The organism is Stygiolobus azoricus (genome assembly GCF_009729035.1).
GTDB classification, from domain to species: Archaea; Thermoproteota; Thermoprotei_A; order Sulfolobales; family Sulfolobaceae; genus Stygiolobus; species Stygiolobus azoricus.
Map to the genome: position 1 here is coordinate 630901 of NZ_CP045483.1, position 24732 is coordinate 655632.

At 37.4% G+C, this 24732-nt stretch carries 28 protein-coding genes; 5 read left to right on the top strand and 23 right to left on the bottom strand.

What is annotated here, in order from left to right; genetic code table 11:
• Positions 1-158: 158 nt before the first annotated feature.
• From D1868_RS03780 to D1868_RS03800, 5 genes are all read right to left on the bottom strand, one after another.
• Positions 159-692 (bottom strand): hypothetical protein, encoded by a 534-nt coding sequence (locus tag D1868_RS03780; RefSeq protein WP_231112461.1) that lies wholly within the window; start codon positions 690-692, stop codon positions 159-161.
• Positions 679-2244, bottom strand: coding sequence for a phospholipase C (locus tag D1868_RS03785; protein WP_156007947.1), 1566 nt, complete (start codon positions 2242-2244; stop codon positions 679-681). The genes D1868_RS03780 and D1868_RS03785 overlap by 14 nt, the downstream gene beginning before the upstream one ends.
• An 84-nt stretch (positions 2245-2328) precedes the next feature.
• Complete coding sequence (locus D1868_RS03790; protein ID WP_156005706.1) at positions 2329-3318, bottom strand: energy-coupling factor transporter transmembrane component T family protein; 990 nt, start codon at positions 3316-3318, stop codon at positions 2329-2331.
• Positions 3293-4855, bottom strand: coding sequence for an ABC transporter ATP-binding protein (locus D1868_RS03795; RefSeq protein WP_156005708.1), 1563 nt, complete (start codon positions 4853-4855; stop codon positions 3293-3295). Before D1868_RS03795 ends, D1868_RS03790 begins: the two co-directional genes overlap by 26 nt.
• Positions 4852-5589, bottom strand: a complete 738-nt coding sequence (locus tag D1868_RS03800; protein ID WP_156005710.1) for a hypothetical protein — start codon at positions 5587-5589, stop codon at positions 4852-4854. Before D1868_RS03800 ends, D1868_RS03795 begins: the two co-directional genes overlap by 4 nt.
• Positions 5590-5899: 310 nt before the next feature.
• On the opposite strand from D1868_RS03800, the gene D1868_RS03805 reads away from it, so the two are divergent.
• Both D1868_RS03805 and D1868_RS03810 read left to right on the top strand, forming a co-directional pair.
• Entirely contained in the window at positions 5900-6736 is an 837-nt protein-coding gene (locus tag D1868_RS03805; protein WP_156005712.1) for a hypothetical protein, read from the top strand.
• An 8-nt stretch (positions 6737-6744) separates the two neighbouring features.
• Positions 6745-7062, top strand: a complete 318-nt coding sequence (locus D1868_RS03810) for a hypothetical protein (protein ID WP_156005714.1) — start codon at positions 6745-6747, stop codon at positions 7060-7062.
• On the opposite strand, the gene D1868_RS03815 is transcribed toward D1868_RS03810, so the two are convergent.
• Both D1868_RS03815 and D1868_RS03820 read right to left on the bottom strand, forming a co-directional pair.
• Positions 7059-7628: a carbonic anhydrase gene (locus tag D1868_RS03815; RefSeq protein WP_156005716.1), complete on the bottom strand. Its 570-nt coding sequence runs from the start codon at positions 7626-7628 to the stop codon at positions 7059-7061. The genes D1868_RS03810 and D1868_RS03815 overlap by 4 nt on opposite strands.
• A gap of 155 nt (positions 7629-7783) precedes the next feature.
• Positions 7784-8923 carry an MFS transporter gene (locus D1868_RS03820; RefSeq protein ID WP_156005718.1) on the bottom strand — a complete coding sequence of 380 codons (1140 nt, stop codon included), beginning with the start codon at positions 8921-8923 and terminating at the stop codon, positions 7784-7786.
• 86 nt (positions 8924-9009) lie between these two features.
• On the opposite strand from D1868_RS03820, the gene D1868_RS11215 reads away from it, so the two are divergent.
• Positions 9010-9132 (top strand): hypothetical protein, encoded by a 123-nt coding sequence (locus D1868_RS11215; RefSeq protein WP_269194910.1) that lies wholly within the window; start codon positions 9010-9012, stop codon positions 9130-9132.
• Positions 9133-9514: 382 nt separating this feature from the next.
• Here the strand turns inward: D1868_RS11215 and D1868_RS03825 are convergent, their stop codons facing one another.
• From D1868_RS03825 to D1868_RS03875, 11 genes are all read right to left on the bottom strand, one after another.
• Positions 9515-10870 carry an APC family permease gene (locus D1868_RS03825; protein ID WP_156005719.1) on the bottom strand — a complete coding sequence of 452 codons (1356 nt, stop codon included), beginning with the start codon at positions 10868-10870 and terminating at the stop codon, positions 9515-9517.
• A 140-nt stretch (positions 10871-11010) separates the two neighbouring features.
• A complete protein-coding gene (locus D1868_RS03830) occupies positions 11011-11421 on the bottom strand; it encodes an SRPBCC family protein (protein ID WP_156005721.1) in 411 nt (136 codons plus the stop codon).
• Positions 11418-11915: a class I SAM-dependent methyltransferase gene (locus D1868_RS03835; RefSeq protein ID WP_156005723.1), complete on the bottom strand. Its 498-nt coding sequence runs from the start codon at positions 11913-11915 to the stop codon at positions 11418-11420. Before D1868_RS03835 ends, D1868_RS03830 begins: the two co-directional genes overlap by 4 nt.
• Before the next feature lie 45 nt (positions 11916-11960).
• Positions 11961-12224, bottom strand: coding sequence for a hypothetical protein (locus D1868_RS03840; RefSeq protein ID WP_156005725.1), 264 nt, complete (start codon positions 12222-12224; stop codon positions 11961-11963).
• On the bottom strand, positions 12212-12442 hold the full coding sequence (locus D1868_RS03845) for a hypothetical protein (RefSeq protein ID WP_156005727.1): 231 nt from the start codon (positions 12440-12442) through the stop codon (positions 12212-12214). The genes D1868_RS03840 and D1868_RS03845 overlap by 13 nt, the downstream gene beginning before the upstream one ends.
• Positions 12420-14540, bottom strand: coding sequence for a serine/threonine-protein kinase (locus D1868_RS03850; RefSeq protein ID WP_156005729.1), 2121 nt, complete (start codon positions 14538-14540; stop codon positions 12420-12422). Before D1868_RS03850 ends, D1868_RS03845 begins: the two co-directional genes overlap by 23 nt.
• A 130-nt stretch (positions 14541-14670) precedes the next feature.
• Positions 14671-15063, bottom strand: coding sequence for a PH domain-containing protein (locus tag D1868_RS03855; RefSeq protein WP_156005731.1), 393 nt, complete (start codon positions 15061-15063; stop codon positions 14671-14673).
• A complete protein-coding gene (locus tag D1868_RS03860) occupies positions 15027-16004 on the bottom strand; it encodes an ABC transporter ATP-binding protein (RefSeq protein WP_156005733.1) in 978 nt (325 codons plus the stop codon). Before D1868_RS03860 ends, D1868_RS03855 begins: the two co-directional genes overlap by 37 nt.
• Positions 15997-16956, bottom strand: coding sequence for an ABC transporter ATP-binding protein (locus D1868_RS03865; protein WP_156005735.1), 960 nt, complete (start codon positions 16954-16956; stop codon positions 15997-15999). Before D1868_RS03865 ends, D1868_RS03860 begins: the two co-directional genes overlap by 8 nt.
• Entirely contained in the window at positions 16953-18041 is a 1089-nt protein-coding gene (locus D1868_RS03870; RefSeq protein WP_156005737.1) for an ABC transporter permease, read from the bottom strand. The genes D1868_RS03865 and D1868_RS03870 overlap by 4 nt, the downstream gene beginning before the upstream one ends.
• The gene (locus D1868_RS03875) at positions 18038-19069 is read right to left on the bottom strand and encodes an ABC transporter permease (RefSeq protein ID WP_156005739.1); all 1032 of its coding nucleotides are present in this window, start codon (positions 19067-19069) and stop codon (positions 18038-18040) included. Before D1868_RS03875 ends, D1868_RS03870 begins: the two co-directional genes overlap by 4 nt.
• A gap of 323 nt (positions 19070-19392) precedes the next feature.
• On the opposite strand from D1868_RS03875, the gene D1868_RS03880 reads away from it, so the two are divergent.
• On the top strand, positions 19393-21225 hold the full coding sequence (locus tag D1868_RS03880) for an ABC transporter substrate-binding protein (RefSeq protein ID WP_420824485.1): 1833 nt from the start codon (positions 19393-19395) through the stop codon (positions 21223-21225).
• A 55-nt stretch (positions 21226-21280) separates the two neighbouring features.
• On the opposite strand, the gene D1868_RS03885 is transcribed toward D1868_RS03880, so the two are convergent.
• From D1868_RS03885 to D1868_RS03895, 3 genes are all read right to left on the bottom strand, one after another.
• Positions 21281-21691: a hypothetical protein gene (locus tag D1868_RS03885; protein ID WP_156005741.1), complete on the bottom strand. Its 411-nt coding sequence runs from the start codon at positions 21689-21691 to the stop codon at positions 21281-21283.
• Complete coding sequence (locus D1868_RS03890; protein WP_156005743.1) at positions 21681-22061, bottom strand: hypothetical protein; 381 nt, start codon at positions 22059-22061, stop codon at positions 21681-21683. The genes D1868_RS03885 and D1868_RS03890 overlap by 11 nt, the downstream gene beginning before the upstream one ends.
• A gap of 81 nt (positions 22062-22142) precedes the next feature.
• The gene (locus D1868_RS03895) at positions 22143-22841 is read right to left on the bottom strand and encodes a hypothetical protein (protein WP_156005745.1); all 699 of its coding nucleotides are present in this window, start codon (positions 22839-22841) and stop codon (positions 22143-22145) included.
• 116 nt (positions 22842-22957) lie between these two features.
• On the opposite strand from D1868_RS03895, the gene D1868_RS03900 reads away from it, so the two are divergent.
• The gene (locus D1868_RS03900; RefSeq protein WP_156005747.1) at positions 22958-23218 is read left to right on the top strand and encodes a hypothetical protein; all 261 of its coding nucleotides are present in this window, start codon (positions 22958-22960) and stop codon (positions 23216-23218) included.
• On the opposite strand, the gene D1868_RS03905 is transcribed toward D1868_RS03900, so the two are convergent.
• Entirely contained in the window at positions 23203-24000 is a 798-nt protein-coding gene (locus tag D1868_RS03905; protein ID WP_156005749.1) for an MBL fold metallo-hydrolase, read from the bottom strand. The two genes, D1868_RS03900 and D1868_RS03905, sit on opposite strands and share 16 nt — an antisense overlap.
• Entirely contained in the window at positions 23987-24700 is a 714-nt protein-coding gene (locus tag D1868_RS03910) for a DUF3834 domain-containing protein (RefSeq protein WP_156005751.1), read from the bottom strand. The genes D1868_RS03905 and D1868_RS03910 overlap by 14 nt, the downstream gene beginning before the upstream one ends.
• Positions 24701-24732 lie beyond the last annotated feature (32 nt).

The following is a 24732-nucleotide window of genomic DNA, read 5'->3' on the forward strand; positions in this document are numbered from 1 at the left end:
CTACACAAAGCTAATCGTTCATATTACTACTTAGCCGGATTTTAATTTACCTTTAATTCTTCAACAAGTGTAAGACCTTCTTGTTTGTTTAATTTAAACAAGATCTAAAACTTTCGGTTTCAGCTAAAATGAGTAGACAGTTAAAACATAAAAAGAGGTTAAACTAATCCGCTCGTAAGTACAATAAATCCAACAGAATATAGTATTGTAACTGCTAATCCTTTTAGTACTTTTTTCGATACCCTTTTAGACAATTCCCTGAACGCAAATAAACTCCATAAGAAACCCAGAAACCCTCCTATCAATCCTAACGCACTACCAGATATTATCCATGCACTCACAGAAAATATATCAACTTCCAGCCCCTCAGCCACAATACCGATAAAGGCTAGTAGGAAAGCACTATTCGGCGTAGAATAGTCGTCCTTATAAAGGAAGTAAGTGGCTAAAGACACTAGTAGAAGTCCTAAAAAGAGTTTTATATAATATTCTGCTATATCGGACACTAGAATAGGTAATATGATATAAGTTAAATACAGCATTAGTGTAACGATTAAAATACCAATGATTACACCCATATTAGCTTTAGTTTTATCTTTCAAACTCGCTAGACTCCAAAACATACTCATTTCAAATCCTTCGAAAGAGGAGGGAATAAAAGAAGCTAAAAGACCGACCTCATTTATATACACTTTTCCTCACCTTATTACTAGACCTCAACCTTAGTGCTCCCGCCACCAAGAATCCTATTAGACCCGAGTATGTATAGTAATTAACTACGAAAGAATATATTACAAACGACGAGTTATAGTATAGGGCTATGCCGGTAACTAATACCATTAAAACTAGTGATAAGTCTAACAGAAACTTTCTCTTAGACCTTATTAAGAATGACGCTACTATCAACACAAACCCCGTAAATGTCATGGGAAATAAGAATGAGATTGCAGGGGCTGGATACACTTGAGCGTAAGACTGTCCTTGAGATACCTTAGCTATATAACCGTAATGGACTGGGTACTGTAGAGGTATTGGATAAGTCCAGTTATTAGGCGTCAAAATTATTGGAGGTCTTGGCTTCGAAGAGAAGTTGAAAGCTTGTAAAATACCTTCTACATCGCTATTCTCTACCCACTTCGTAAGCCACGGTAAATGCCAATTATAGTCTATAAAACCCAAAAGAGTATAACCGGAAAGCGTGTAGTTGTCTATCCATGCCTCTTTAGCATAAGGGGATATTATAAGCAAAGGAATCCTTTGTCCTAAGCCCATTGTGTTAATCGCAGGCGGGGTGATTTGGTCGTAATAACCTCCTCCTTCGTCAAACGTTATGAATATTACTGTTGAGTTCCAACAAGGGCTCTCCATTACGTGGTTTATAATGTTACTAAGCTCGACGGCACCCTCAGTGACGTTGTAAGGTGGGTGCATGTCATACTTATCATCGCCACATCCTATTAACATAACCCAACTTACTGATGGTAACTCACCGTCCTTAAGGTCGTTAAAGAACGCGGTTAGGCCGTGAATATGGGATTTGTATTGTTGAATTCCTATGAACGCATTTAACGGCCAAGGAATACCTCCCTGATAGTCATAAACGAAATAGCCCCACGAGATTCCGTAAGAACTTAGTTGATAGAATATTGTCTGATTAATTGGAATTACGTTAGAAGCACTATCGGTAAAGAAGTTAGGAGGAGCACCGGTTAGGTAAGCTACTCTGTTAGGCTCTGTAAGTCCTAGTACCGGGGCGTAGTAATTATCTGCTAAAACATATTCCTCAGCATAATCCCATAATATCCCTACTTGCTGATAGGAAAAGTAAGCCATAGACTGAGGGTCAGAGTAATAGACAAAGCCTATCGGTTTTCCGAACCAGTAGTCCCCGTGATATGAAGACCAACCTTCGTAAGGGTCTACCGTATCCCATGAATTAGCATAGTAGGGATGAGATATACCAGCCAACGGAAACCAAGGGACGTTAGGTACCGTGATATAACTCAGGACTCCGTCTTTAGACTGTTGTAATTGAGTATAACTGGTGTAAAGTCCTTCAGGCCACATGACAGATAGAGTAATATTATTCACTATAGGAGGCCATCCAAAGGGATATGTCCCGAACAAGTTGTCAAAAGAGTGGTTTTCTTCGATTATGATAATGACGTGCTTTATAGGAGTAGCAGTAAGGGTCTCTGAAGAAGCTATTGGAGAGAGTAAAATTAATAGTACGAAAGATAGCATGATTGAATTCTTAATTATAGATTTCATACGAAACACCTAATAGATATTTTGAAGGTAATTTAAAAAATTGTCTAATAAAAATACTTACAGTCCTTCGTAAGGGATCGTCCTACCGAAACCGGTTAAATTTGCAACAATATCAACGATGATTAATAACACTATCACCGCAAACATAATATAATCCAGATTAGTGAAAGATAGATTAACTAATGACGTCCTGCCTGGATAAGCCCTAAAACCTCTAGTATCTGCTGAAATAGCTAATGTTTTTGCTCCCCTAAATAAGTACACTATTGCCGGGACTATAGCCATAATTCCAGCATAAAGGTAATAAAAGACCCTCAAAACCTTAGGCTTATTATAACTTAACCCTCTAAGTAATTGCATTTTTACGGAAGTATCTAAAACTTCAAAGATCTTAGGCACGGTTCTAACACCTACCATAATGGAGAATGTAATGGGAAGAGGAATCTTCATCTTAGTGAACATCCTAAAGATGTCAGAAGTTGTAGTTGTGAGAATTAGAAGAAGTGCTGAGACTAATGTTGCCGTAACCCTAAAGGATGTCTGAAGACCGTAAATCACCGCTTGCAAGGTGAGTACGGGCTCGTAACCCATGTAAGTGAAATAACTAGGCCAAACCCATAAGGTCTCGTAAGATGAAGGATTAGGAAATACCAACTCGAGAACGCTAGTGGGAGTGTAAGGAGCTATCGCCCATGTAGAGCCTATAATTGTAGAGAACACTAAGAGTACTACATAAAGGAACTTCTTAAGACCGTTGTTAAGAGTTAGATAAAGGGGAAGTATAGCTAGAGTTAACAGCGCACCTATCCACCATATTGTAGTTGAAGCAACGGCCATAACCACAACTCCGAAAACCAACTTTGTAACCGGATTCAACTTATAAAGGAACGTGCTTCCTTTCTCAAACCTGGTTAGCTCTATAAAACCCTTAAGACCTATAGCACCAATTATTATTACTACAGGTAGCGCTACACCATAAAAGAACAAAAACCAACTTATCACGTTTTGAGTTAGCGGATTTTCATAAAGAAAATTCCATGGAACCATATTTCATCACCAAATACTCCGTTGGAGGATAGATCCCAAGCCCTTCTTTGGAAAATATTTCCTCCGGTTTATCGTCAGCAACTATCCTTCCCTTTTCCATAACCAACACTCTATCGCAGAACTTGTCTACAAACCTTGAGTCGTGCGTAACTATTAGGAAGGAAAATCCCTTATCTCTGAGGTAATGAATTTCTTTTCCCAACATCTCTCTGTGATACCAATCCTGTCCGCTCGTGGGCTCATCCATTAAAAGTACTTTAGAACCAGAGGCAATGACTGAAGCCATAGCCACCCTCCTCCTCTGTCCCATTGACAGCATTAAAGGGTCTTCACGCCTTATTTCGTATAAAGAAAACAGCTTCAGTATTTCGTCCAGCCTCCCCCTACTATAAATACCTCTATTTTTCATAGCAAAAGCTACCTCATCTTCAACTGTTCTTTTTATAAACATCACGTCAAAGTTTTGAGGTAAGTATCCAATGTACGCACCCCTTTCCATGATACTCGACTTACTTAAGTCCTTCCTCTCAACAATTAACTTTACCTCTGACTTCAACGTACGGTCTAAAATACCCATGATCGCCTTTAACAGAGTAGACTTTCCGGCACCGTTCTTTCCCATCAGTGCAGTTATTTCACCCCTACGTAAGGATAAAGATGTGTCTACTATAATCTTACCTGACTTCTTGTCCCAAACTTTCACCTTGGTGTCTAAAATTATACTGTCCCCTTTCATCCTAGGGGGAGGTATATACACGTAATCTTTTAGGGATTTACGAGCTCCAAAGTGCAAATAGTAATCAGGGACTTCCACCCCAGCCTCCCTTAAGAGTTGAGCCTTATCGAAAAGCTCCTCTTTTTTAACGTCAAAAACTAACCTACCTTTGTCTACTAAAACTACTCTATCAACATAAGGTAAAACCCTCTCCAACTTATGTTCAACGATTATCAACGTCTTTTTCTCCTGCCTGAACTTCTTCACAAGCGAGAAAATTTGAGCCGTTCCCTCAGGATCTATGTTAGAGGTAGGTTCATCTAGGACTAAAGCCTTAGGGTTCATAGCCAAGACTGAAGCAATTACTGTCCTTTGTAACTCACCTCCAGAAAGCTTGATAGTCTCCATATCTAAGAGTTCTTGAACTCCAGTAATCTTCGATGCCTCGATAACTCTGTTCATTATCTCCTCGGGGGGTAACATCAGATTCTCTGGACCGAAAGCTATTTCATCTATGACCTTGTGATTAAAAACCTGCATCTCAGGATCTTGTAAAACTGTCCCTACTTCTTTTGTAATATCGAAAATAGGAGTCTTCCTTGGATCCTTACCGAATACATTTATTTCCCCTTTTACATTAGCATTAATCATATTAGGGATTACGCCATTAATTACGTTTACAAGTGTTGACTTACCGGATCCAGACTTACCTACTATTAAAATAGATTCTCCTTCTTCTACGTGGAAATCATGAACTACCAGAGACGGTTTGGCTCTTCCTTGATATACCACCTCTACGTTTCTTAGCTCTATTACGTTCACTGTCCCACCGCCCTGGCTATGTAATATGCTAGAATTCCGCCTATAATACCCATTATGATATCTCCGGGTAGGAATGCGTAAATATGAAATATTATTTTCCCCCAGTTGGGAGCATATGCATATATGAATGGCCCGAAGAAACCTTCATAAAACAATGGGTCTGGCAGTGCCCATAGAGCACCGAGTATACCGCCCTCTAAGGCAGCTAATACATTTGTTCTACTCACAGATATAGCAGATGGTTGGTCTACTTCTTTTGGAGTATAACCAATACCGAATATCTTTCCCTTAGTGAACACTATCATTAAATCAACGAAAAGACCGTACGTTAACGTCTCGTATATAAAAAACATAGGTTCTCCTCCAAAACCATAGTGAAATAAGTCCGATAGAAAATCAAATATGAATAAGGTTAACATACCCGCACCGGCTTTTCTAACCAACCCCGCTACTATGAAAACTATTATTAGTCTTCCCCAGAAACCCACACTAACAAAAGGCGTACTGGGAAGGAACCTCCCTATGAAGCTTCCTATGTAAAACTCCCATACCATTGCAAAGGCTCCACCAATACCTATATAAACGAGATCTAATGTAGTAAAAGCCTTTAAGCCTCCATATTTCTTACCTATGATAAATACTATTGCTAGAGCTATGGCGAAGTATCCTACTACAACTTCCCACGGTAATTCTCCAGGTTCATTTACTGCACCACTTATACCATTAAAACCCATACTAACTCGATATAAAGTCACTATCACAATTTATAAGGATATCCTATTTAGACTATATACATTTTATAATTCTCTTTACGACTATATATTGCTATGACTAATAGATTTTAAATAATGATAATATCAGTTATACCTAATATCGATACAAAATTTAACGTGGAAACTGTTTTAACTGGAATAAATCCTTATATTATTCACCGTCTTATTATGTGTAAATAATGTGGACGTGTCGCGGCACTGATTGGTGAGGACGCTTGACCGCCTGAACCCTATATTATTGTTTTTAAACCACGTAAGTAAAATATACACTATGAGCAAAGGCACCTACCTGATTAAAAACGGCAATAGGATAACCGTTATAACGGGGAATTATACTGCTGAGTTCGAAGAAAATTCTGTAAAAGGCTTCATGGACTTTCAGGGATTAAAAGTTGAGTTTGAGGGAAAAGTAAACTCTCTGCCTAAAACAGTAGAAGAGGCAAACGAGATCATAAAATCCCTATTCTTAAGCCCGCCTACAAAGGTCAAAATTGGATCCGTTGTAGAGGCTGAAAATGACAAAGTAAAGATAAAGGCTTGGGGGATAATCATAAACGACATTAATTCTCTATTTAATAAACTCTCTGAAATAAAAATTTTCCCTGTGGATATTAATAAAATTTCTCATTACTATGACCTACCTCCTAAGGTAGTGAAGAATATTCTTAAGGAAAGCCCTTTAGAGGTGGATGAGAGAGCACAAAGGGATTTTATGCACAAATATGGAACCCAGTTACCCCGAGTAGAAGAATTAGGCGAGTTTAAGGTCATACTCGATGTAGACAAAAACTTTGGTATTGCCAGACTATTTTATAATAATAACTTCATTTACTCAGTTAAGGTTAGCCTCTCTACACTCGCACATTACCTAAAACTTGATACCAAGGATTTAATTGAGGAACTTTTATACTCCCTTGAGGCTCTTATTAATCTCGCTGGTAAAGCTACTGGTAACGTGTTACCGGGTGTAGTTGAAGTACATAATGACAGTATCATAAAGATCACGAGTTCTAACGAAGTCGCAGAGATACCTATAAACGATATGAGTAGACTTAGTGAGTTCATCGATGGGCTGAGGAAAAAGTTTTTACTATTAAGTCAAAGATAGTGTTAGAAATGAGCATATTCAGCTTAGACGTAAAGAGAATTCATGAGAGTATCAGATCGCAATTAGACGATATATTAACAGAGTCTCACGAAGTGAGGGGAGTTTCTAAAGGTTACGAGATAAGGCAGAGATACACGAGAAATATCGACGGTGAGATAGAGGAAATATTCGTCAAGAAAGGGGATTATAGCGTAAGCCTTTACATAAACTCCAACGGAGTATATACAGTAACTATTAACAAGGATGGAAAGATAGAGGCTAAAGAACTCTCACGTGAAGAGTTAGAAAAAATTATCAAAGATATTCTTTCGACCATATCGGGTTAGATCCTCTTACAATCACCGCTTGAGCAGTCATAAATTTCTTTAAAACCTAATTTATCTTTAGCTATTTCTAGATCAGCCTTTACGTCGTCTATTGAAGTTGATTGCAGGATATACGCACCGATTTTATCAGTGGGCCTTGCCGTAATAGAGTAGAAGTATACTTCCGTCTTTTGCTGTGGCCACTGTATCTTCTTTACGTCAATTAACTCTGTCTTTACATTTTTAGTCACTTCCTTTTTTAACATCTCTTCGTTTATTTTTGCGTTTAATTGTTCTAACTCATCTAAAGTCTCGAACTTCTGCCCTGAGAAAACATCCACTAACTTTTCCTTAACGTTTTTGCTTATATTTTCGCCCTTCCTTATGACGTTGAAGACGATCCTCATCGCAGCACAATCCGTGCGGGGAAGGTATAAAATCTCGTCCGGCTTTATCTCCTTAAGCCTTTGTAAGAACTCCTTTACATTTGCACCAGCATTCCTGAAAATTAACGTGTCCTTGTCTGCCCTTTTCAATATTTCATCAGTGAGTCTGTAGTCCATACATGAGATGATAACTCTTTTCATAAGATACAATCAACACAATATGCTAATTAATCAGAAATTTGAAGAATTATTAATTTTATTTTTATGTATGTTTAAACAATTTAAACATTTCAATTAAAGTTAGTCAGCCCGGGGCTCTCAAATTATTAATTCACTGATCATCTTGGGTAGCGTCATCATCCCTTTATTTTATCTAAGGGTATTTTGTTTGTTATTTGTCCGAAAGCCATTATTAAGATTGACGATATTATAGCCACCATACCTACCACACCGGTAGAGAAAGCTAGACCTATGTGATCCTGCAATAACACGAAGACTATAGGCCCTACAGCTCCTCCTAAGTGACCTATACCGTCGGCAATCCCATAGCCTAAAGTCCTTATCTTAGTTCCTAAGTTTTCAGCAGTATATGTATACATAGCCGGAAACTTAAAACCCTGGAGGAACATGATAGCAAAACCTATAGGCAAGAACATAATTCCCGAAAAAGGCCATATTACCATAAGAATAGCCGATAGTAGGTTTGCCAATGAAGAAGTGTACTTCCTCTGCAGACGGTCGTTTAGTACACTTGCAACAACAACTCCTAGCGGGTCTCCATATAGAATATAACCGAAGTAAAGATTAGAAGGAGTATATCCATGGCTTGATATTAGTGAGAAGATTGGAGTAGAGAATAATGCATAACCTGTGAAATAACTTGCAAACCAAATCAATGTGAAGATAACTACATCCTTGTCCCACTTAAGGCTATCATATCTTTTATTCTCCCATAACACCGACTCTGGTAATTTTATCCTAAATAAGAGAGCTATTACTGCCAAAAATAAACTAGGTAGAAACAATAGTCTCCAAAAATCCTCTCCTAAAAGAATAGCTATAGGTGTTACTACTAAACTCATTAAGAATCCGCTCATCGTAGTATAACCGACATTCTTCCCCCTTGATTCTGCGCTTGACATTTCTGATACATAAGATGGGACTACAGATACTTCACCCTCTATTCCTATACCTATTAGAAGTTCAGCCACAAGTAACATTGCTAGGTTAAGCGAGATAAACCCAAGTAGAGAGCCCATACTGATTAGAACCATAGAACTGAGAAGCCCGAACTTTCTTCCGTATTTACTTGCCAAATAACCGTTTATTACTCCTCCTAAGAAGTAGCCTAGCATTTCAGTTGATAATATTAGTGTGGATGAGATCTCCCCTATTTGTTTTGACGCATAATTTTCGATATAGGGAACGTTAAAAATATCCCAAAAAGTCAAGGATGTTCCTATGGATAAAAGGGCAATCTGTTTTTTTGATAACATAAGTGTTTAAAAAATCTAAACATTTTAAATCTTTCTGTACGCTCTTACTTTCTAGTTTATTTAATCTATATGAGACAGCTAAACCCATGAGAACACAAGAGGTTGTATATATAATAGTACCTCCTGTCGAGGCTACAATGAAACTTAATAAAAAAGTTACCACGATGAGTGCTGCAATACCCCCCATAAGGCCCTTCATATACCAATGAGGACTTTTATCCCATAATTTGGCGATAAGATAACCGGCTAAAAGACCACCAGCAACCAGCGAAATCAGGTCGAGATATAGCAAACTAAAAGGAAGATAAATGGGAAGTTCTTCACTATATTCCGTAGCCTCTGTAACATTCCCATTTGTTGAATTAAGTATCTCATGATAGTAATATTGTTGTAACTGAGGTAGTTCTGGATAAATGAATAATGTGTAGTATAAAGCCGTTGAAATAACCGCAAACAGAACCCCGAATATTAACCCCCCATTTTAAGCCAGTGGACGTTTTCATATAACATGATCATCGCATCCGTACTATTTAAATTAAGTAAGCTGAGAAAACAGATGCCTCTGTTAATGAAAGTTGTAATTTCAGCTTCTCACGTCTTGTTACTTTTTCCCTGATAATTTTCGTCTTCAAAATAATCCTCTGAAATCATTTCCCTTACTTCAGCGTAAAGGAAACCGAGTATTATCCAACCCATGAATGCATAGACTATATATGCTTGGAAGCCTGGTATTGAGTAAAATAGTACAAACAAGCTAATTACTATCGCTATTAAGCCAATAACAATTTCCGACTTATGTTTACGAGGTCTCTTAGACGCAGTTCTTATTAGGGAAAAATCTGCAGATAAGTGAATGAACAAATTGAACATTCCAGCTAAGGAACCCAGTATGAGGAAAGTCTCATAGAGCCCTAGGAAGTAGCTTAACAAAACTACTAACACAGTAAAAGTTCCACCTATTATCACCTCTGCATATAACGGCTCATCATTTCTCTTCCTAGCTAAAATCTGTGGAAATATCTTATCCTCAGCCATAGCCTTTAAAGTTCTAGAGTTAGCTAAGATATACGTCATTCCCCCTAAGGTTCCGTCATTTAAAGCTACAAAAGCTAGCAGTATAGCTACGATAAAACCGAAATTACTGAGTAAATATTCTACTAAGTTACCCGTGAAATCCATTGAGCCTAACGAGTAAAAGAAAAACGTAGCTAACAGTCCACCGAAAAGTAGTACAGCAATTGCAGCTTTACCAATTTCCTTAGATTTAGCCTCTTCACCTAAAGGTGCAATTGACCCGTAACCCGTAGGTATTCCCAAACCTAAAATTACAGCATCCAGAATTCCCGGATTGATGGATTTCGGAATCGGATTATAAAATCTCCAGCCAGATTCATAAAGAAAGTAAACAGACAAACCAGCTATTGCTATAATTTCAACTACTGACATGATCATTGCATACTTTGCTGAAACTTTTACTCCTGAAATCACTAAGGAGGAAGCAGTAATGCATACTACTAGTGCTAAAAACCACTGTTGTGAAATAGGGAAGATCAAGCTATTACCAGTTACCTTGAAGAGAATAGTATACAAAACATAAGCACTGCCAGCCAAGAGTGTCCCACCGTAAGATAAGGCATAAATAAGGTAAGTCCAACCAGTATTTAGTCCTAATCTAGGTGTTAAGGAGTATAGAGCGTAAACGTAGTAGCCTCCACCTCTCTTATATCTCTTCGATAAAAAATAAACTACTAGACCGTTAAACAATACTACAAAAGTTGCAATAAGCATGCTAAAAGAACCAGCCAAACCAGCTTCTGCTATCATCACAGTACCGAAAGTAAGGAGGGATATAAACGGAGCTTGACCCCCAAATGATATGAAGAAAAGATCAACGAAAGATAGACTATTATCACCTTTATTAAACTGTGATTTGGCTTGTGAGGACATTATTATACAAATTAAGACTTCTCTCTTATAAAAGTAGTGTAAAATCTCTCATAGTAAATTAGTATATTTCTTCTAATCAGCTGTAAGAAATTTTAACTAGAAAGACTCAAGTCAATCATAGAATTATTTAGTTTTACTTGCTAAGTCAGATTATTGTGTAAATAGCTTAATATCCTCTCCAAGGCGTGTTGAGTACCACTCTTAAAGTGTTCCTCAGTCCACCTTTCTCTAAGGCTAAAAGGAAAGGTTAACCTAACGTTCCATTTAGAGCAAAGTTTTGTATCAGTGATATAAATCTCATGAGTTCCTAAAACCGGCCCTTTAAGGTAGTTGATGATAACTCTTTTTTCACCCTCACGGATCTCAATTTTCACCTTTCCCTTAGATGGGAAAGCAAACCTTACATCTCCTTCATATATACTTTGACTCGTCTCCACCACGTTAAGCTCTCTCGTACCTTTCCAGAACTCTGGAATCTTCTTTACATCCTTAACTACATCCCATACCTTTTCCCTATCGTTTATTTCTTTACAAATCTCAAAGTTTATCATCGCTTAAGCACCAGTCCGAATTGATAAGGGCTAGGTGAGAATTTTTCAACTAACGAAAAGTCCTTGAAAAATGCTAGATAATCTACCTCGCTCATCCTCTTACTTAAGGGAGGTCCCATAGGAGTTTGTTCCTTTTTCCACTCCACTATAATAACTCTCCCTCCAGCCTTTAAAATCCTCTTTAACTCTTCTACCACCTTTTCCTTATTTCTCATGTCATGAAAGGAGTTAGCCAATAAAGCAACATCTACACTACTGCTGGGGAGAGATACTTCTTCAGCTGATTCACACAAAAACGAAGCTGTAGGTGCACTCTCTTTAGCCATTGAAAGTGCTATACAGTCCACGTCAATACAGTACACTTTCTTGGCTAACTTGACTAGTGTCTTACAATAATACCCTGGTCCACATCCTAAGTCAACAACAATATCATCTTTTGAAATATATCTTGGAAGAAACTCATCGGGATTCTCCGGGTGTAGAACAAATCTCACAAATATTAAAACTCTTAACATTTTAAAAATTTTTACCCTAGTATTTTAATCTGAAAATTCTGTAATTTTTTCCAGTTTTTTAATCAACTTAAAGAGATTATCTACCCTGAACTTAAATTCAGACTCACCTTGTGGTCTTGGATGGTATTCTCCGTGAAGTCTTTCACTATTAACATAGAGTTTGACCATCTCTCCGTCATTAAGCTTATAGGAAAGATAATCTATAAGCGTGAAATAATCTTGATAACTTGTAATTTCAAATCCGAGCTTTAAGGCAATAGCTTGCATAAGAAACGCTAATCCCTCCAATACATCTCTCCTGATTCGACAAGAACTCCTTTTTCTTCTAATTCCTTACCTCGAGCTATGTACTCCTTACTTATTGCTTGGAGCACTTTTATTTTCTCTTCTTGCGACATCATATTAAGCACTAATTTAACGACTATGTCACTGACTGAAGCCCTTTCTTGCTCACCTATCTTTTCGAGATAAGCATAAATTTCATCAGGTACTAGTATTTCCTTCATTGCTATTAATTATCTCACCTAGCCTTTTATACACTTCTAAAGCTGAGGGTCTTTTTTCAGGATCTGGAGAAGTCATCTGCCTTATCAATTCTATCAAACGCTTGTCCACGTCCTCAACGGTTAGACTCTCATGGAATTTCACATAGAACTCTTTTGCCTTCTGGATAGAAGGCATTGGATCCTTATTTTGTTTGTAAAGTTGTTCGGCGTCATTAACCAAGTTTATTACTTCCCTAGGATTAAAGGGTTGTCTAGTCAGTAAAGTATACATTGTAGCTCCGAGAGAATATATATCCATGTAGAACTCTGCCCCTTTGTCATTAAATAAAGCCTCTACCTGATCTAATGGGCAATATTCGGGAGTATACTGTATGAACCTCTCGCCTCTCTTTCTAGCTGAACCTAAATCGCTTAGCTTAACTTTTACTTCTCCCTTAATTAGATTTTCGAAGACCTCCTTACCTGTCCTACCTGGAAACTTTGAGAACAAAATATTTGACGGTTTTACATCAAGATGTACGAAGCCCATTTCGTGGATAGATTTTAATGCTTTAGCAACTTCATATCCTATAAACGCTACTATCTTCCACCATTGGTCGGAATAGTATACGTTATTATCGCCCATAAGGGATTTAGCACTACCTCCTTCCATATACTCCATAACCAAGATCGGTGGTTCCTTCATATAGGACAAAACGTCGCCTGAGAGAATCTTTTTCAAGCTGAAAGAATCTATCTTCGCGTCGACAAACTTAACTATGTTTTCGCTTCTGTTAGACAAATCCCTTAGCTGTGAGTACTCGTTTACAAAGTCATAATAACTCGCGCTAGATGTAGATGGGGGCATAAGTATAGGAATTTTAATTGCGTATTTTTTACTGTCTTTTTCACCTACCAAGACGTAGGCTGAACCTCCTTTACCTAAATATGATGTTATCCTATATCCGTAAAGTTCCTTCCCTATCCATACTTCTGGATTCCAATTATATTTTAAGTAATCTAATTTTAGAACCTCTATTTCTTTCATTATATTAACCAGTTTAGGAGAAGGAGAAATGTCTAAAGCTAACTCACCTACTTTTTCAGCTAAGTCGACGTCTTTTTCCTTTACAAACCTCAGATAATTAACTATGTCTTTCGTCGGAACTTGTTTCAATTCAAAGAAACATTCAGCAACTTTCTTATAATCCACTTCTAAGTAATTGATCTTATAAGGACGAAATTCCGGTAACTTTACGACAGCTATGCATAATTTCATATCTACTAACTTCTTATAAACTTCTGTTAGGTCACCCTCATATATTGAAGAAACTTTTTCAGCCAATCGTAAATCCTTTCTCTTAAACGCTTCTATGATAATATTAGCTAAATCCTGCTGTGAAAAAACAAAACTCGTACTAACCGAACCAGAAAGACCAAACATTATGGAGATAGGTGAGACAAATAAATACGCTAACATACTTCCTACAACAACACTTACAACCGATATGATAATATTAGTGAATCCGTGTATTAAGTAATCCTTTCTCATCAGATAGAGTACAAACGTGATAATTACTACAGCATATGCAAGGTAAGCATACTTGCTCAGGGCTCCAAACAAATTTAACGCCCAAAGAGAAGGAGAGATATATACGGAGTAGAAAGCGAGAAATAGGACTTGAGTAACAAAGTAAGGAATAGCTAAAGTGAAAACCCCACCTGGGTCGAAAGGTCTGTCATAAACAGAAAATATTAGCCCAGCGGATACCAACAGAGATACCAGTAAGAAACCGTGAAAGAAGACAGAGAGTAAGACAACTACTACAAAACCTATTAGGGGAGAGAGTTTATTCTTGAATGAGAGAATAGAGAAGATTAGCCCTAAGATAGGAACGAGAGTTCCGATAACGTTAACACTAGAGGCGAGAAGAGTAAATACTAAACCTGATAAAATAAGCCCTATCCCTAAGGTTCTATAACTAGGTCTTATTCCGAGAGCTACAATAGGTGGAATAAACGAGACTCCTAATGTGAATGAACCACCCTTTATTACGTAGAGGATTATAGGTAGCGCACCGAGATAAATCAGCATCTTACTAACTCTATATAAATCCATTATGCAAAATTAATGAAATAAGGTATATAAATCTTCGTATGAATTAGTACATATTTTCTTATTACTAAAATCACTATGTGAAAATCTATTGATTTATATAATTACTGTGATTCTCCAATAATTACATGCTTTATGTAATTCTTCGCTTTATTACTTCCTCTATCTTCTCAGGCTCCGGTATATCTTTGAGGATCTCTACTCCTTTTCTTCCCTTCAAAACTATATATATAGAACCACAATTAAACTTTCGTGCTAATAGACCTTGGGATAGAAATCCATCCTCGATTTCACTATATTCTATCCTCTTTGTAGAGAGAAGGTTATGAACAACTATATACGTCTCCCCTATTTCGTAGTAATTTAAATACTTAAGTAAAGAATAAAATAGTAGAAGAGAAAAAGAGATCAATAAGAAGACAATAAAGTTCTCTATCTTACTTACGTTTAAAAAGATAGAAAAAATCAGGATTAAAAGTGTTCCTTTAACTATTGTTTTTGAGATTTTTGGTCTAACAACCAGCATGCTACTTTTCTACCACCAATCTCGAAAAGTGGAGGCTCCTCTTTTTTGCAAATATCCATTACATAAGGACATCTTGGATTAAATCTACAAGCCGGAGGAGGATTGATTAGCGAAGGTACTTCACCAGAAGGCGGAGTTAGTGCCTTCTTAGACAGTGTTGGCACTGAAGAAATCAAGCTTTGCGTATAGGGATGTTTAGGTGAAGATATTACTTCCTCTACTTGCCCTATTTCAACCAACTTCCCCGCATATAAGACTGCTACTCTGTCAGAAATGAATTTAGCCACACTTATGTTATGCGTAATAAACATATACGTTATATTTTTCTCCTTCTGCAATTTAACCAGAAGGTTCAATATTTGAGCTTGAACTGAAACATCTAAGGCAGAAGTAGGTTCGTCCAACACTATAAATTCAGGAGACGTGATTATAGCCCTAGCGATAGCCACTCTCTGTAATTGCCCACCTGATAGTTCCCTAGGATACTTATTTGCTACGTATTCATAATCAAGTCCCACCTCTTCTAAAGTATTTCTAACAGCTTTCAGCCTCTCCTCTTTTGGTAGTCTACGTGAGGCCTCTAAGAGAATATCTAAGATCTTCATTCTGGGATCTAAGCTCGATGCAGGATTCTGAAAAACCATTTGCACTTTTCCTCTAATCTTAGACAAATTCTCCTTAGTTACCTTTTCCCCTTTAAAGTATATTTCCCCCGACGTAGGAAGATCCAATGTAGCTAAAATCCTTCCTAATGTCGTTTTACCAGAACCCGACTCACCTACAACTCCCAATACTTCGCCACTATAAATCTCGAGGCTAATATCGTCAAGAGCTTTTACGTAAATAGGTTTCTCACGGAGGATTTTCTCTATTAATCCTACCTTCTTTATCTCAAAGTATTTCTTTAAATGCCTCACTTCATATATGACATCTTTACTCATATAACCAACACCTCACCTTTCGCCCTTTTACCTCAACCAACTCTGGTTCTTTCATTTTGCATTGTTCCATCACCCTATCGCATCTAGGGTTAAACTTACACCCCCTAGGTAAGACTAAAAAGGATGGAGGAGAACCTTCAATTGCTTTAAGTGCTCCGTCCCTTTTAGTTATAGTAGGTATACTTGATATCAAACCCTGAGTATAGGGATGTAAAGGATTTTTTACCACATCTTCTATGTTTCCGTCCTCCATTATTCTTCCTGAATACATCACCACCAGTCTGTCAGCTATAGCGTATACTAACGATATATCATGAGATATAAAGATTATAGAGATCTTCTCTTCATCTCGCAACTCCTTAAACAATTTTACTATCTGAGCTTGAATAGTTACGTCCAAAGCTGAAGTAGGCTCGTCTGCAATAAGGATCTTGGGTCTCAATATTAGAGCCATTGCTATTACGACCCTCTGAATTTGACCTCCAGAAAGTTGATGAGGGTATTTCTTTATGATCTCCTCAGGATCAGGTAACCTTACATCTTTTACCGCATTTAGTATAATTTCATTAGCCTCTTTTTCATCTACTCCGGGCTTCTTGACTTTTACAGCTTCTAATAACTGATCTCCTATTCTTTTTACTGGATTCAAACTATTAAGGGGATTTTGAAGGATCATGAATATGCCAGTTCCTCTTACCTTAGTCATCTCCTTTTCATTCAATTTCACGAGGTCTTTACCCTGAAATATGATCGATCCTTTTTCTATAAATGAATTAGGAGGTAATAACCCTATAATAGCGTGACCAAAAGTGCTCTTTCCAGAACCAGATTCTCCAACTATTCCTACAATTTCTCCTTCCTTTAACGAGAAGTTAATATTATGAAGAACTGTAAACTTACCTACTAACGCCTTATATCCCACACTCAAATCATTAACTTCTAGTAAGCTCAATAAACCACCCTCCCGGAGATTACGTCTTGAATTCTGTCTCCAAGCAATATAAAACTGGTCACAATGATCACAATAACTAGAGATGGAAATACTGGATACCACCACGCTTGCGGTAATTCTTCAACTCCGTGAGACACCATCGAGCCCCATTCTGGAGTGTTAGGATTGAGCAATCCGATTCCCAAAAACGTTAAAGTCGAGTACGTCAGGATAACATTACCGAAGTCAAGAGCAGCATAGGCTAGAACAGCATCTATTACATTATGAACAACGTGCTTCGTGAGAATCTTCAACCTACCTAGACCAAGAAGTTTTGCTGCGTCAATATATTGCATATTTTTGACTACTAATGTTTGACTCCTGAAAAGCCTTGCATAAGTAGCCCACCACGGTACCATTAAACCTATTATTGCACTAGTGAAAGACTCTCCCAATAAGACACTAACTGCTATAACCAAAATCAAACCCGGTACTGCCAGAAACACATCAGTTATTCTCATTAACACTTCATCGACTATACCACCAAAATACCCAGATAATATTCCTATCACTCCCCCTATTAATATAGCTGATAATACTACAATCGTGGAAATCTCAGCATCAGAAGGAGTTGCGTACAAAACTCTTGATAAAATGTCCTCTCCGTTAGAGTTAGTGCCGAAAGGATGTGCAAATGACGGAGGTAGAAGAGCCATTGACGGGTTATACTGAAACGGATTATAAGGTAAGAACATATATGATAGTTTTACGTAAAGTATTTGTCCCGAGGCATATTCCAACAGTCCCTGAAATAAAGACCAAATGTAATAAACGAAAAGAATTATGAAGGCTACTAATGCAGGTTTACTTCTCAAAACTAGCCTTACTGTCTTATTCGTTAAAAAGAAAACTAGCGATAATGCAGCGACTGAGATCGTTATACTGAAGGTCGAGAACAGAACGTAAGGAACTAATGACAATATGTCGAAATGAACGGATCTTAGCGTTCCTTTGTTTGCATAATGTATGTATACTCCTATGTTTATTAAAAGATAAAGAGATAATGCTATTATAACAAGTCTTTTCCACTCTTTTCTGAAGTTCATTGAACCTTCACCCGCGGATCTAATATACCATAAAGAAGATCCGCTACAAAGTTCGCTACTATTACAGCAATTCCTACTATAATTGTAAAGTCTAGGACAGCAATATAATCTAGATTCTCTATTGCTTGAGTTATATAATATCCTATGCCCTGATAATCGAAAATGTCTTCGACCAGAACCGCCCCAGCTACTGAATAGCCAAAGAAGAGCGCTATTAGGGTTATTACTGGAATTAGACTATTCCTTAACGCAATCCTATATACCACATAACGTCTTGTAAGGCCTTTAGCTAAGGCTAGTTTAGTGTAATCCGATTCCATAGAGTCTATCATTGTAGCCCTAGTTACTCTTGTGAACAAGCCGAACGTAATTATAGCAATACTTAAGGAGGGTAGTATTGCATGTCTAACAGCGGATATAAAGTACGTCCAGTCTCCAGCAATTAACGCGTTAAGTATTGGAAAGTCTGTATAGTGGGGTGGAGAAGTGAGCAACTCATTTACTGGTTGTCCTGCGGGTAACAAATTTAGATAGTAAGCTATGACTAGTTGCAAAACAATTGCAATGAAGAAGGGAGGGGAGGCCCACGTTATAATATACACTCCTTTAATTGTTTTGTCCTTCCACGTCCCCCTTGATGATGCTGCAACTGCACCACTGAGTACTCCGAGAATTGCCGCTAAAATATCACCGGGAATCACTATCTGAAGACTTATAGCAAGTTTAGGAACTAATAACGACAGTTCTGAAGTCTTATATATAGGATCTACACCCCAGTTTCCAGATAATATATCTTTAAGATAGTTCACGAACTGGACGTAAAGTGGCTCATCCAACCCATATTCCTTAATTATTTGTTGGATCTCCACGGGAGGAGCATGGGGGTTACCAGCATATATTCGGGCTAGCTGTGCAGGATTTGGTGCTGCTGCATGAATGAGGACGAACACGAAAAAGATCAATAGAAGTATGGTGATAAAGCCGTTTATCATTCTCTTTATAGCAAATTTTATATAATCCGTCAGCATAAACCTAAACCCTTAAATTAAATCCCTTAAATTGTTTATTAAACTTTCGCATAGTATATGAAAACTAACGAAAAAGTTAATTACTAGTTAAAAAGATGCTTATACTGATTACTATGAAAAGTAAAAAGAAGTTAGGTCTTTCAAAAACTGCTATTATAGGAATAATAATAGTAATTTTAATCATAGCAATAGCAGCTGGAATATTTTTAACAACACGGCATCCTAGTACTACAACATCAACAACTACAATGCCTTCTACCAGTACTACAACATCAACAACTACAACCTCTACAACATCAATAAGCACAACAACTTCACCAACAATGGTTGCACTTTCACCTCCAAATTCAAGCGTACTAATTGACGAGTCTCAAACCGCTCCACCGGATGCTTTAGATCCCGCTACAGGTTTCTATGTACAAGACGGTCCATTATTCACAGCGTTATTCCAAGAGTTAGTTGAGTTTAACGGAAGTAACTTCCACCAAGTAGTTCCAGTAATAGCCCAAAACTATTCTACCACAAACTACGAGAACTATACGTTCTTTATTAGACCAGATGTATACTTCCCAGATGGAGTACAAGTAAATGCCTCAATAGTTTGGTTCTCTTTCTATAGGACTATATTAATGGGTCAAGGACCAGGTGTAGCTAATTATATAGGACTATTATTCAATTCTACAGTTTACGGACAGACTGGCTATGCAATTCCTTGGGGAGTTAATAATGCAATTCAAAATGCTACTGGTTTACCCACTGCGAAAAACTATACACTAACAGCTCATGTATTGGCTTCTATATTGTCCCACTTTAATGCAAATAACGCAACTATTCAGAAGATAATGGAGTACCCATATCAGGCTGTCGTTGTTAAAGGACCTTACGAAGTCCAGATCAACGTGTTAGCTCCATACAAATTCTTCCTTTACGACATTGCTTCATGGTGGGGTGCCATAGTGAACCCAGTATACATTGATGAACATGGAGGTGTACAGCCTAACTCACCTAACGCTTATATAGATGAAAACGGTATGAACGGGACTGGTCCATACGTTATAGTAAAAGTTACTAGTGGGTTCAGCACAATAGTCTTAGAGAAAAACCCACACTATTGGGCTCAAAACGTATCTAATATACCGGCTGTTGCACAGCCCGCTCATATACCGATAATAGAGATAAACTACGGTCTATCCCATGAACAGAGAGTAGAGGACTTCCTCACTAACAAAGCTCAGATGAGCTATGTGAGCATACCTTACTTATACCAGATACTTAATCAAAGCCCCTACAACTCAATACCAATTAATGAGACTTTCAGAAACTACGGAGCTACACCTGGAGTCCTATACATCTCGATGAATATGATGAAGTTCCCCACTAACATAACAGACTTTAGACTAGCGATAGAGTATGCAATTAACTACCAGCAATTACTAAGCATATTCAGTTATCAAGGACAAGATTTAGCAATTGAGTATTTAGGGCCAATTTCCCCCCAATTCCCTGGCTATTATAATCCAGACAACCTAAGTGAATATACTTACAACCCAGCATTGGCAATTAAATACCTAAACGAAGCCGGATATCAGGGAGACTTTTACGTAGTCTTACCTAATGGTACGGTAATAGGAAACCCGAATGGTAAACAACTACCTACATTGGATATATATGCAATAGCACCAGTTAATTTACTAGAGCAAAAAGAGCTTATGATAATAACTCAGGATTTACAGCAAATAGGAATAAGTGTATCTACCACGTTCGTTCTACCGTCAGTAACAGATAGCTGGACAACTCCTAACGGAACGCCGGTTATGGTTAACCTGGGATGGTTCCCAGACTGGCCTGATCCGGTATACCAACAATTAATGCCATTAACAGACGTGCAATTTGGAGGAATATCTGGCAATTTAGCATGGGTAAATATTTCAACCTTGCAGACAATGTATGAAACTTTACCGTTTATAACTAATACAACAGAGCAAGAACAGATGGTAGCACAAGCATATAACATTATATACCACGAAGCACCTTACGTATGGTTACCGTTTCCAGACACTTACTACTTTGTACAGCCATATGTACAAGGATTCATATACGACCCATTTGTCGGATATTTCTATAACATGATGTACTACTCTAATTCAAGCAGTTAAATTCAATCAGTTTTTTTAATTTTAAATTTAAACATATAATGAAACTATAGAAAAGTTATTCGTTTCTAAGGAATTTTAAATTATAAGACAGATGTTCTAATATATGTCTCGGTTCTATTGGAATCGAAGTAAAAAGCCCTTTCTTCTCCACACCAATCATCACGTTTAAAGTTCTTGAGGTAACGCTAGACGATACGATAAAAGCGTACTTAATCTTTCCCCTAGTATCTTCCAAAAGATACTTAATTCCCTCACTTGAAGTAGATATTATAAGATCAAATTTTTGTAACTCTTCTCCAACTTTTACATTTTCTACTGTTTCAAACGGGTATAAGAATACTATGTATTCATTTTCACTCTTCTTTTCAAAGAGATGAAAATGCCATGTTAAGGGTATGAAGAGCTCTGCCTTCGATAATAATTTATAAACATATGATGAATATGGTAAATGTTCATTAACCCACATAATTCTTCACTAATAATATTCCAGTTCCAATCAGTAATATAATATCGAGTAAGATAGCAGGATACACTTCTGGTATGATAGGCAATGGTTTGCCTAGTAATGGAGCTTTATCAACGTGGGTATAAATTATTAAAAATGTATTAAATGTGAATAAAATAAAGAAAGGAAGGAGAAGTTTTCTTGTATTCGTTAATATCTCGTATGATGCAAACAAATACAAAGCTGCGTTAAAACCGAAATACTCTGAATATATAGCAAAGATTAAAGACGCATGACCTACTACACTCGAAGCTATTACTGCAGCACCATAACCTACTATTAGATGAACTATAGACCATATTGCTGCTGAAACACCAACAATTATCCTCAATATTTTTTCATTAACACTTCCTAATCGGTTGGGTATTAAGAGGAATTAGATCTAGATATTATTAAATTATTTCCCAACTCATCAGACTAATCTAACTTCATACTCTAGACTTCCACTTTTAACCCTTAACCTATCTCCCTTTTTAACGTCAGTCGGTCCTACAAACACCCCTGAAGATACATAACCGTTTATGTAACCTACCCTCCTCAATAACCACTTCACCATATCATCTACAGTTCCGTAAACATATCTAGGTCTGCCCTTGCCTACTTTATGACCATTAAGGTAAAGCTCTACTTCCTCGTTGAAGGGAAGTTTAATACTTTCTCCAACGAATAACCTACCTGCAGCGCTATCATCTGCCACAATCTGGTAAGCCTTTAGATTCCAAGTGTCAAACCTCGTAGCGGGTAATTCAACACCGAGGTAGACACCTTTTACACAAGTTGGATAAGATTCAACAGTGCAATGATCCATCTCGAAGACGATTTCGACCTCAGCCATATGATTCTCGAACCATAACTCCACTTCGCTATCTGTTTCAATCATTGGTTTAGTTAATATCCCATATAACGGTTCAGTAGAACCGAAACGTTTAAGTGTTTCTTCAGTAGTGAGGGATATTTTATATCCGCCAAATCCCTCTGATTGCACTAGCATCGAAGAAAACACGTTAAAGACCCTTTTTGCTTGAGCCATATTTACTTCGAAGGGTTTAATAGATTTCCTCTCCCGATATGCTTTATAAAGCGTTTGGGCTAGAACATCTTCCAAAGACATGATATATAGTTATAAATGTTACATCTTATTAAGAATAACTATATACATTATTTACTTCGAATTATAAACAAAAATAATAACTAGACTTAATTATGCGTACTGATTATTCTTTTATTATGGGTTGGAAATTTAAGGTCGGTAATAAAGTGGAAGCAAAGAAAACCATTTGTACCGTTGACGAGTTAGCTGAGGAAATAAACAAAATAATAGGTAACACTGATTTTTCTCAACAACTGGCTACCGAACTACTGGTTAAAGTCTTCACTGAGAAGAAGGAAACTTTAGAGGAGTTTAAGCAAAAACACAAAGATTTAGGCCCAGATAAACTTCAGAAGATTATTAACATAGCTAACTCCAAGCTTCAAGGTGATCTATAAGCATACACGATCCCTTTTTCACTCACTTTCACTTCATTTGCTATCCCCATCAATATGCTCTTCACTGTTACGGAATTCAGCATTAAGTTTGTGACCTCTTTAGATCCTGAAACTAAGTAAGTCACTTCCTCTGCAGTCCTCTCTTTATTGGTTATCAAATCCTTAATTTTTTGTACTAGCTTCAGATTAAACTGTATATTAAAATCTAATAATTCTTCCATTTTCTTTCTATTGTTATACACGGGGCCATGAGAGATAACTACTTGTTCTACACCTTTTATTATCTCCTTTAAGGACTCAAGTGTCTCCATAGCCTTCCAAAAGTCGCTGTAGAAAGGTACGCCGAAAGACTCTAAGACCTTTTGACCGAAAAAGGAATCCCCCGCGTAAAGAACTCCCCCTAAGATATAACCAACTTGACCCGGCGTATGTCCTTGCAATTTAACCTTTTTTACCTCAGTTTCACTGAACTCGTCCCTTAAATCCTCTTTAACCAGATCAAAAGTAAAGTATTTATCTTCCTTAGAACTAAAGCCGTAAATCATACACCTTCTGCCCATTAAAGTCAGAGACCAGTAGTCTTCTTTAGGTAGATACTTAATTTTCGCATTTTTATCCAGTAACCCGGCTATGTGATCAGCATGCCCATGTGTTGCAAGTTGAACTTCAGCGTTCAGTGCCAAGTTAGCGTTTTTCCCTCCTTGATCAACAACCACTCTTCCTTGGTAAACAAGAGTGTTAGGACTTCCCGGGATAACTTCAACGTCTTTATTTAGCTTCAATTTTCAGATCCCTCACTTTTGGTTCAACAACGCTATAAACTCTTATTGCCTTTTCCAGTTCTTCCCTAGAAGTTGTTAGCATATGTGAGTAAATGCCTATTATCTTCCTCATAATATCCAACGAGTAGTACTTACTAGCAGAAGAAATTATCATTGCGGCTTCTTCCGGTTTTTCCCTAATCATTTTTACGCCCTCTGAATAAGCTTTGAGAACTTCAGAGGCATTAATTTTTGCATAAATTACGCATTGGGGCACTAAGTAACCTAACGTCTTCATCTCATCTTCAAAGATCTCTCCTAATTTAACTTCTATCCCTACAAGACCTATTCCTTTTCCAGCTTCAGCCATTTTCACAGCCTCATCTGCAGTAGTGTTTATTACCTCATTAATTCCTCTTATAACAGCGTAAAGCCTTGCATTATAATCTGCTAGAGTTCCTTGCTTGATCGTGAAGATCTTTGAAGGCCTCTTGGTCTTATCCCCTATTAAAGAGTACATCCTGACGTAAACTCCCGCAACTATCGAATAGCCCTTTACATTAAGTTTTGCCACGTTAGTTATTGAGTCGAGAACTATTTCACCAGGTTGAGGATTTTCACAACTGTTTCTTAATTCAAATGAGGATTTTTCGCCGCTTAGTACTTTATAAACCAATAGGGGAAACGATACTGGTCCTGCAAATGGTGCACTAACTATCATAAAAAATATTTGGCTTAATGATTATAAATAGT